Source organism: Streptomyces polygonati (genome assembly GCF_042650325.1).
Classification (GTDB): domain Bacteria; phylum Actinomycetota; class Actinomycetes; order Streptomycetales; family Streptomycetaceae; genus Actinacidiphila; species Actinacidiphila polygonati.
This window is the reverse complement of the sequence record NZ_JBHSBB010000026.1, coordinates 85,336-95,028: the sequence shown is the minus strand read 5'-3', so window position 1 is coordinate 95,028 and position 9,693 is coordinate 85,336. Positions and strand designations below refer to the sequence as shown.

The following is a 9,693-nucleotide window of genomic DNA, read 5'->3' as shown; positions in this document are numbered from 1 at the left end:
CGTCCGAACCGCGCCCATCACACCGACCGGCGTGCCGCTGAACGCCGGAGCGGCTCTGCGATCGCTCCGACCACGGGCGTCACGACCCTAGGCCGCGATACTGGGCCGGTGAGCGACTCCATGGCTGCGTACGAAGCGAAGGTCGAACAGCTGGAGCGAGAGGTCTACCTCGGTCTGCGTGAGGACGACCTGGACCCGCGGCAAGTCGTCGCGCTCGCCTGCGAACTGTTCGACTGGTTCCCGCACACCGACGCCGTCCTGGAGGTCGTCGAGCGGAACCCGGCCGAGGTGTCGCCGGCCGAGATGACCGCCCTGGCCCGGCGCATCCTGGACGACGCGGGCTTCGATCCCGGCTTCGACCTCGCCCCTGAGCGTTTGGTGACGTTGCGCGCGGCGCTGCGGATCGTGGCCCGCGACCTGCCCATGCGTGGGATCGAGGGTGAACCGGAGATCGAGGTGCTGGAGGACTGGTTCCCGGTGGTGGCCGGTGTCCGCCTTGCCGACGGCGAACGGCTCAACTGGGGAGGTCAAATCCTGCCGGGCATGTGCGACGACCCGACCATGGCGCTGACCGGCCTCGCGATCATGATCCAGGAGAGCCTGCTCGTCTGGACCTGGCAGGTCTGGCCGGTGTGCCCCCGGCACCGCCTCGGCGTCCACGGCGAGCAGCGGAACGGCACGGCCGTCTGGTGGTGCGCGGGTGACGGCGGACACATGCTCGCGCCCGTCGGCGAGCTCTCGGGCGTGCGGGCCCGGAAGCCGGCCCGGAAGTCGTCGGTGCGGCGGGCAGCGCTCTGACCGGGGACGCTCAGTCGAGGCAGAACTCGTTGCCCTCGATGTCCTGCATCGGGATGCACGCGTCATCGCCGTCGTAGAGCGTTCGCACATGCACCGCGCCCAGCGGGACCAGCCGTGCGCACTCGGCCTCAAGTGCGGCGAGGCGCTCTTCGCCCACGAGTCCGGTGCCGACCCGCACGTCGAGGTGCAGCCGATTCTTGGCGGCCTTTCCTTCGGGGACGCGCTGGAAGTACAGTCGCGGGCCCACGCCCGAGGGATCGACGCACGCGAACCACGCGTCCCGCCGCTCGGGTGGCAGCGAGCTCGTGAAATCGTCCCAGGTGGCGAACCCCGCCGGTGGCGGCGGCACCACATAGCCCAGCACCTCGCACCAGAAGCGGGCCAGCCGCTCGGGTTCGGCGCAGTCGAAGGTGACCTGGAACTTCTTGATCGACGACATCGGCGCACCCTACCAAGGGGGCTCGGCTGCTCGGTTTGCCGGCCGCATCCCGACGCTGTGGAAAGGCCCGCCCCGACCCCGTACCGTACGGTGCGGATGCGGGAGCGCGCCGGCCGAGCCGGGGCCGGGCGGGGTCGGGGGAGACGTATGAGCGAGCGGTTCGGCGGGCAGGGCGCTGTCGTGGACGCCGGGACACCGGCCGGCGAGATGGTGGTGGTCGAGAACCTGCGCCGCACGTACGGCAGCGGCGACACCGCCGTGCACGCCCTGCGCGGTGTCTCCTTCGAGGTGCCGCGCGGCGAACTCGTCGCGCTCAGAGGGCGTTCCGGGTCCGGCAAGACCACCGTGCTCAACCTGGTCGGCGGCCTCGACACCCCGGACGGCGGCCGGATCACCCTGGACGGCACCGACTTGGCCGGCCTCGGCGCCGACGATCTGCTGGCGCTGCGCCGGGACCGCATCGGCTTCGTCTTCCAGTCCTTCGGCCTGATCCCGATCCTCACCGCCGCCGAGAACGTCGGGGTCCCCTTGCGCCTGCGGAAGGTCCCGGCCCGCGACCGCGAGGCCCGCGTCGCCCTTCTGCTCTCCCTGGTCGGCCTCTCCGACCACGCGAAACAGCGTCCCGGCGAGCTGTCCGGCGGCCAGCAGCAGCGGGTCGCGATCGCCCGCGCGCTCGCCAACAACCCGGCGCTGATCATCGCCGACGAACCCACCGGCCAACTCGACGCGGACACCGGCCTCACCGTGATGGACCTGCTGCGCGCCGTCGTCCGCAGCGAATCCGTCACCGCCCTCGTCGCCACCCACGACACCCAACTCCTCGCGCTGGCCGACCGCGTGCTCGAACTGCGCGACGGCCGCATCGTCGGGGACGGCTGACGGCGCCGCCCATCACGCGTATCACCGCCGCACACCGTCGCCGGCCCGGCGGATCCCACCCCTCGTACGCACTTGCGCATTACGCTGGCTGCTGTCCGGCAGCGCCATCCGCAGACTTCACCTCCTCACCTCCTCGGGGGACCGCGTGGCAGTTCACGAACAGCCGTCCGGGGCACCGGACCTGGACGAGCTGCGCCGGCGGGCCGCCGCAGCCGCCGCCCCGCGACGCGAGGAGGGGCTGGTCGTCTGCGAGAACCTGGTGCGGATCTACCAGACCGAGGGTGTCGAGGTGCAGGCACTGCAAGGCCTCGACCTGACCGTGGCGCAGGGCGAGATGATCGCGGTGGTCGGGGCCTCCGGCTCGGGCAAGTCCACCCTGCTGGGCATACTCTCCGGCCAGGACGTGCCCACCGCGGGTGCCGCCGAGGTCGCCGGACACGATCTGCTGGCGATGAAGCGCCGCGACCGGCTCAGCTACCGGCGTGACACCGTGGGCTTCGTCTGGCAGCAGACCTCCCGCAATCTGCTGCCTTACCTCTCGGCGGCCGAGAACGTGATGCTTCCGATGACGTACACCGGGATCAAGCGCTCCCGGCGCCGCGCCCGGGCCGAGGAACTGCTCGACCTGCTGTCCGTCGCCCACTGCCGGGACCGCACCCCCGACACCCTCTCCGGCGGCGAGCAGCAGCGGGTCGCCGTGGCCGTCGCGAGCGCCAACGAGCCCCGGGTGCTGTTCGCCGACGAACCCACCGGTGAACTCGACACCGTCACCAGCGACGAGGTCTTCGCTGCCCTGCGCCGGGCCAATGAGGACCTGGGCGTCACCGTGGTCGTGGTCACCCACGACGCGCTGGTGTCCGAGCAGGTCCAGCGCACCGTACGGATCCGCAACGGCCGAACCTCGACCGAGGTGCTGCGCCGGGTCGCCGCCGCCGAGGACGGCGTCGAGGTGCTCACCGCCGAGGAGTACGCCGTACTGGACGGCAGCGGCCGGCTCCAACTGCCGAGCGAGTTCACCGAGCGCCTGCACCTGCGCAAGCGGGTACGGCTGGCCCTGGAGAGCGACCACATCGGCGTATGGCCGGACGAGGCCGCGCGGCGCGCGAAGTCCGCGGCGGACGAAGCGGCGGACGCGGCGAGCGGCGGCCATGGCACCGAGAGTCCCGGGAGCACGGGGAGCCCCGAGAGCGCGCCGTAAGCCGTTCGCCCGGTGGCCGCCCCGGCCGGCCGCCGCGTGCGCGGCCGTTCACGTGAGGCGCAGTACGGCTCCCAGGCGGCGCCGGCGGGCGAGGACGGTCTCGGTGGCCGCGGCGGCCAGGATCAGCGCGGTCACGCCGGCCGCCAGCGCGAGGGTCAGCGAGTAGTCGGTCCGCAGCGCCGGTTGGGCCGGGCCGCCGGTGAACTGCCGCAGATCCAGGGTCCCCGCCATGAGCCGGGGTTCGAGCAGTCCGAGCAGCGTGCCGCCCATCGCTGAGGCCACCGCCAGCGGCAGCAGTTGCAGGAAGTGCACCGCCCCGGCCTCCTTGCCGCCGAGTCCGAGCGTGCGCAGGTAGGAGGTGGTGCGGCCGCGCTCGTGGGAGGTGAGGGTCAGTTCCAGGGCGAGCGCAAGCAGCCCGGACAGCGCGGCCAGGATCGAGGCCGCGGTGTAGATGGTGCCGATTCCCTGGGTCAGGCCGTCCGCCCGCAGCGCGCTCAGCGTCTGGGAGCGGACGCTGATCCGGGCCAGCGGCCCGAGCGCCCCGGCCGCCGCCGATCGCAGTGCCGCGGGCCCGGCGGTGGCCGGACTGTCGCCCTTGAGGAGCAGGACGGTGCTTCCCGAGGACTGCTGGGGCATCAGATCCTCGGCGCCGGCGGTGGTGATCAGCATCGGTGTCCCAGCGGGGATCAGCGCCGTGACCGGGCCGAGGAGGGGGTCGCGCAGTTCCGCGGCGGTGAGGGTGCCGGCCGGCTCGATGATCAGACTCACCCGGGGCTGTCCGTGGGCCAGCACGGTGGAGGTGAAGCCGCCGGTGTGCTCGCTCGCCCGCAGGCCGGGCGACAGGAAGGACGGCAGTGTGGCGCTCGGGCCGGTCAGGGTTCCCGGCGCGGTGGCCAGTCCGGACAGCAGGGCGTGGGCCAGCGGCGACTTCGGGGCGATGGCCGCCAGTTGCCGGGGGTCCACGGTGATCACGGCGACCGAGGAGATCACCGCGCCGTCGGCCTGCCCGACCAGGTCGAGGCTGTGCAGATGCTGGAGGGCGGTCCGTATCCCGGTGGCGGTAGGGGTCCCCGGTGCGGTGGTCGTGGTCCCGGCGGGGGGCACCGTCCCGGCGGCGACCGCGCTCGCGTCGGCGCCGGTGCTCCAGGCCGCACCCGTGGCCAGGCCGTCGCTGATCGTGCGCTGTACGAGGCCGCCGAACACGGCCGTGCCCAGGGTCAGCACCAGCACGAACAGCGCCAGCCCGGTCGCCGGGGCGTCGTGGGCGGCCCGGGCCGCCCCGATGAAGCCCACCGCTCCCCGGCCGCGCCGGGCCTGCCGCAGCACCACGCGCAGCACGAGCGGGTAGATCCGCAGCAGGACCAGTACGACGGCCAGCGCCACCAGCACCGGCACCGCGCCCAGGATCCCGTCGGGGCCCTGCGAGCGCAGCGCGACCACGCCCGCCGTCGCCGCGAGCAGCACGGTCGACTCCAGGACCACGCGCCGGCCGACGGTGATGTTCCGGCGCGAGCGCCGCAGCCGCCCGGGCCGGCGCGGCTCGCGGACCGCGAGCCAGGTCATCAGCGGCACCGTCAGCGCCACCACCGCGGCGGCGAGGGCGGCGGGCACCGGTTGCGGCGATCCGGAGGCGCCGGTGGGAGCGAGGGCCCGTCCGGCCGCCCAGCCGAGCAGCGCGGCGATCAGCACCACCGGCCAGGCCACGGCGCAGCGCAGCAGCACCAGTCGCGCGGTCGAGGCGCCCCGCGCGCGCTGCAACCGCAGGTGCGCCTGCCGCCGGCGCAGCAGCAGCCGGACCGCGACGGCGCTGGTGGCCAGTCCGACCGCGGCCAGGGCGTCGACGGCGAACGCGGCCAGCGCCCTGGCCTGATGGTCCTGAGCGGTGAACGCGGCGAGCAGCGGCGTCAGGGAGTCGGCCACCAGCAGGGACCCGGTGGCCTGGCCACCGACCTGGCAGCTGATGTCGCCGGTGATCCAGTCGCCCCCCAGGCACAGGGCGGCGCTCAGGTCCGCGCTGTACCGCGACAGCGGCCCGGTCAGCGCGCGGGCCTGGTCGAGCGCCGCGCCGGACAGGTCGGCGCGCATCTCCCAGGTCACCCGCGGGCCGGCCACTCCGGCGCCGGCCAGCAGGTCGGCGGCGTCGAGGCCGACGAGGCCGCGGACGGCGAGCACCGTGCCGGCCGAGCGCTCCTGCGGATAGCGCAACGGCTGGTCCAGGGTCTCCCGGCCGGTCCAGAAGCCGTCGGCCGTGGCCACGGTCCGGTAGATCCCGCTGACCAGCAGCACCGCCCGCGGCGGCGCGCTCTGTACCTCGGGTGTCCTGGTGAACTCAAGGGTGAGCCGGCTGCCGGACCGGACGCCGAGCGCCCGCGCGGTGGCCTGCGACAGCCCGATCTGGGGCGCGGTGCCCAGCGGTGTGCGGTCGGCGGGCGCGTGGCCGCTGACGTAGCGCAGATGGGTCCTTGCGGAGGGCAGATAGCTGATCGCCAGTTTGGTGCTGGTGTCCGCGGGCCCCGGGGGCAGCGGCGAGGTCAGGGACGCCTGGTTGTAGTCGTAGCTGCCGCCGCCGGCGTAGGTCAGGCGGTGCGCGGCGGGGCCGCCGAGGTGTTCGGCGAGGGTGCGGCCGCTCCCGAGCAGGGTCGCCATGTCCACGGCGGGCGGATCGGTGTTGAAGACCTCCGCCGTGGTGCTCAGGCTGATCAGGGGCACATGGGCCTGCGCGGCGTCGACGCGCTGCCGCAGTGCCCGGTCCTCCTGGCGGCCCGCGAGGGCGGGGGCCCAGGCGCACAGCGCCGTCACTACCAGGACCAGGACCGCCAGGCAGACCAGCATCGGCAGGTCGCCGCGGGTCTCCTTGCGTATCAGACGCGGCGTCACCGCCGCGCCGGCGCCCGCGGTTCGCGTCACCGTCCGCCCTTTCCGGTCGTGTCCGTCCGCCCGGCTCAACGGTCTTCCCCCGCCCGCAGCACGCGTACCAGGTCCACCCGGGCCAGTAGCCGGGCCAGCGCCAGCACGACCGCGCTGATGGCCACAGCGGTCGCCACCGCGGTCAGCGCCACGGTGCCCCAGGGTACGACCAGCGGCAGCGGCGGATAGGGGGCGTGTCCGCTGTCGTCGACGGTGACCAGCGGCAGCACCGCCGACGCCAGGGCCAGGCCCATCAGCGCTCCCGGGACCACCGCGAACAGCGCCAGACCGAGTTGCTCGGCGCCCAGCAGCGCGGACAGGCTCTTGGAACGGACGCCGATCGCCCGCAGCAGGGCGAACTCCTTGCGGCGCTGGCGGGTCGAGACCACCGCGTGCACGGTGAAGGCGATGACCGCGAAACCGGGGGCCAGATACCGGACCAGTTCCAGCGCCCGGCGCAGCCCGCCGCGGAACGGGTCGGTCTGCAAGGACATGGTGGTGCGCGCCGTGGTGGTGACCTGCCCCAGGGCGGGCTGCGTCTCGGCGGCGGCGGCCGTGCGCGCGCTGTCGGTGCTGCTGAGCCACCAGAACGCGGGATCCTCCTGGTCGGAGCCGGCCAGTGTCGTCGCGGCGGAGAGCTGGCGCTGGTCGGCGATCAGATGCCCCTGGCCGCGGCCCAGTCCGGGCAGTGAGTCGACCCGGCCCACGATCTTGGCGGTGACCCGGCCGCCGCTGCCCAGATCCAGCGTGGTGGTGCCGCCCACGCTCAGCCGCCCGTCGCGCAGCGCGGAGGCGTCGGCGCGCACCGGCAGCGGCGCGGGCGTGCCGTCCGGGCCCGCGACGAGCCGGACTTGGCTGCCGGCCACGGTGTCGTAGTCGCTTTCGGCCAGGCCGCCGAAGGCGTCTCCGGTCGCTCGGGACGGCCGGATGCCGGTGCTGACGGCGGTCCGGAGTACCTCGGGGCCGCCGTGGACGATCGAGCACACGCCGGGGACGCCGGGAGTGTAGTTGCCGGCCAGTTTTCCCTCGCAGGCCCCCGAGGCGGAGTCGGCGGCGTGGTCCGTGCCGTCGGCCCAGACCTGCCCGTCGGGCAGCTGGCCGACCCAGCTGTCCGCGGTGCCGCGCGCGCCGACCCGGATCAGCTCCAGGTCCAGCCGCGCGGGAGGCATGTCCGGCTGCGGCAGGACGTTGACGGCGGTCACCGTCAGCGGATACGCCCGCGGGTGGCCGCCGCTGAGCGCCACGCCGAGCGGGACCACGACGGTGTGCCCGGCTCCGTCGGCGGCGGGCAGCGGCGCCGCCACGGTGCTGACCAGACCGGACGCGTCCTGCACGGTCAGTTCCAGGTTGGGCGCCGCGCGGCTGCCGTCGCTGCGCAGCCGCTCGTCCAGCAGCAGCGCGCTCGGACGCCCCGGGAGGGGTATCCCGAAGACGAGCGGGGACGTGGTACGGGGAGCGGGCCCGCCGATGGTGCCGACCAGGTTCTCGGTGGCGCCGCCGGGCAGGTTCACCGTCGACTGCGTCACCGGTGTCACGGCGGTCACCCCCGGCAGCGCGCGATAGGCGGCGCCCAGTACGGAGGAGGGGTAGCCGTTGTCCGTGGACGGCTGGATCCGCACGTCCGCGCCGACGCTGAACGCCGCCTGCTCGGAGGCCAGGCCGCCCAGGCAGGCCAGCGCGGTGGTGGCGAAGGCGCTCACCGACACCGCCAGGCACATCAGCGCCACCGGCCCGGCGGTGCGCGCGGCCCGCCGGCTCAGCTGCCAGCCGGCCAGCGCGAGGACCAGGCCCCGGCTGCGACGGCCGAACGCGTCCAGCAGCAGGGAAGTCAGCGGCAGCAGCCGCAGCAGCAGGAGCGCGGCGGCGCCGGTCACCAGGGCCGGCACCAGGACCAGCACCGGGTCCGCGGACCCGCTGCCGGTGCCCACGTCGGCGATCAGCGAGTGGTGGCGCCGCAGTTCCAGATATCCGAGGGCCGCGACCGCCAGCAGCGCCAGGTCGGCGCCCAGCCGCTGCGCGGCCGCGGCCCGGGCGCCGCGGGCCGGCCGCGACCCCGCCGACGACAGGACGGGCAGCAGCACCGCCGCGGCGTGCACCAGCAGGGTCAGTCCCACCGCCGCCCACGCGTCGACGCCCCGGCTGCCGGGGTGCAGCAGCCCGGCCAGGAAGGGCGCGACCGCGGCGGCCGGGATGCCGGTGAGCGCCCACTCGGCCGCCGCGCCACGCAGCAGCCGCAAAGTGCCGGCGCCTCTCGCCTGTTGGAGGGCCAGGTCCGCGCGCCGGCGCACGGTGACCTGGCGCGCGGCCAGCACCAGGGTGGCCAGGGCGAGGACCGCCAGCATCACGCTCGGCAGGTACAGCGAGGAACGTGCCGCCACCATCGGCACCGCCAGGTTGTCGATCGCGCCCGGCAGACCGGAGACCACGGTCAGGTCGTCCAGCGACGGCTGCCGCCCGCGGAACACCGACACCCGGCTCTGGCTGCCGGAGAAGGCCCGCAGCCGGTCGCGCAGCCCGGTGAGGCTGCCCGCGTCGAGCCGGGAGAGGTCGGGCTGCACACTCCAGTGGGCCGTCAGATGCCCGTTCAGGACGGCGCTGCCGTTGAGAGCGGCGGCCGGAACCACCAGCAGATCCTGGCTGGCGGTCTCGCCCTGGGTCAGGTCGCCGGCCATCGCGGGCCAGAACCCGACGGCGCCGGTCGCCCGGAAGACACCGGTGATCCGCAGGGTCATGGCGCGGCCGAAGGCGTCCTGCACCTGGAGAGCGGAACCGGAGCCGACGCCCAGCCGCTCGGCCAGCGCGACGGGCACCGCCGTGTCGACCGGGGCGGTGGACCCGGTGGCGACCCGGACATCGGGCAGCGAGGTGAACGCGCCGGCCGGGGCGTCGGCCGTGCCGGCGGGCCACCGCCCGCTGACCAACTGCCCGAAGGTGCCCGCGTCCTGCACCGCGACCGGGTGCAGCCCGCTGCCTCCGGGACCGCGCGGCGGGCCCACGACCCCGTTGATCCCGGTCACCGAGACCGGCGACACGCCCAGCAGTCCCACATAGGTCCGTTGCGGCACCCCGGCGAACACCCGGTCGCTGGCGGCCCGCACCTCCCGGTCGGCGGCGGCCATCCCCCCGGCCCGGAAGGACGCGTTGAGGGTCACCTGCGCGTCGAGGTCGGCGGCCAGCCGCCGGACGGTCCCGGCCTGCACCGAACTCCCGGCCAGCGAGGCGAGCGCGGCCAGCGCTGTCGCGCACAGCAGTACGGTCAGCGAGACAGCGGCCAGCACCAGACCGTGCTGCGTGGCCCGCCGGGCAACGAGGGGGAGTCGCCGCCGGGCCGGGCGCGGGGCCCCCGGTCGCCGTCGCAGCGAAGATGTGAAGGCCGTGGCGACCACATGAACCCCCGCGATATCGAACATGTGACGGTGACGGCGCGCCACAGTACTACCAGGCACGTCCGAACGGCGCAACAATCGCCGAT

Annotated in this window: 6 protein-coding genes; 3 read left to right on the top strand and 3 right to left on the bottom strand. The window is 74.7% G+C overall.

Going from position 1 to position 9,693, the window contains the following annotated elements:
- Positions 1-108 precede the first annotated feature (108 nt).
- Positions 109-798, top strand: a complete 690-nt coding sequence (locus tag ACFO3J_RS28550; protein ID WP_386435271.1) for a hypothetical protein — start codon at positions 109-111, stop codon at positions 796-798.
- Between the two features lie 10 nt (positions 799-808).
- Here ACFO3J_RS28550 and ACFO3J_RS28545 read toward each other — a convergent pair whose 3' ends face one another.
- Entirely contained in the window at positions 809-1,237 is a 429-nt protein-coding gene (locus ACFO3J_RS28545; protein WP_386435269.1) for a VOC family protein, read from the bottom strand.
- Between the two features lie 147 nt (positions 1,238-1,384).
- Here ACFO3J_RS28545 and ACFO3J_RS28540 point away from each other — a divergent pair, with 147 nt between their 5' ends.
- On the top strand, positions 1,385-2,116 hold the full coding sequence (locus ACFO3J_RS28540; RefSeq protein WP_386435266.1) for an ABC transporter ATP-binding protein: 732 nt from the start codon (positions 1,385-1,387) through the stop codon (positions 2,114-2,116).
- Positions 2,117-2,297: 181 nt separating this feature from the next.
- A complete protein-coding gene (locus tag ACFO3J_RS28535) occupies positions 2,298-3,314 on the top strand; it encodes an ABC transporter ATP-binding protein (RefSeq protein ID WP_386435280.1) in 1,017 nt (338 codons plus the stop codon).
- A 48-nt stretch (positions 3,315-3,362) separates the two neighbouring features.
- On the opposite strand, the gene ACFO3J_RS28530 is transcribed toward ACFO3J_RS28535, so the two are convergent.
- Positions 3,363-6,221: a hypothetical protein gene (locus ACFO3J_RS28530; RefSeq protein ID WP_386435263.1), complete on the bottom strand. Its 2,859-nt coding sequence runs from the start codon at positions 6,219-6,221 to the stop codon at positions 3,363-3,365.
- Between the two features lie 35 nt (positions 6,222-6,256).
- Positions 6,257-9,499, bottom strand: a complete 3,243-nt coding sequence (locus ACFO3J_RS28525; protein WP_386435260.1) for an FtsX-like permease family protein — start codon at positions 9,497-9,499, stop codon at positions 6,257-6,259.
- Positions 9,500-9,693: the final 194 nt, after the last annotated feature.

What these genes read in the sequence shown, in the direction of transcription:
- ACFO3J_RS28545 (WP_386435269.1), bottom strand. Translation starts at nt 1,237, where the DNA reads ATGTCGTCGATCAAGAAGTTCCAGGTCACCTTCGACTGCGCCGAACCC.
- ACFO3J_RS28540 (WP_386435266.1), top strand. Translation starts at nt 1,385, where the DNA reads ATGAGCGAGCGGTTCGGCGGGCAGGGCGCTGTCGTGGACGCCGGGACA.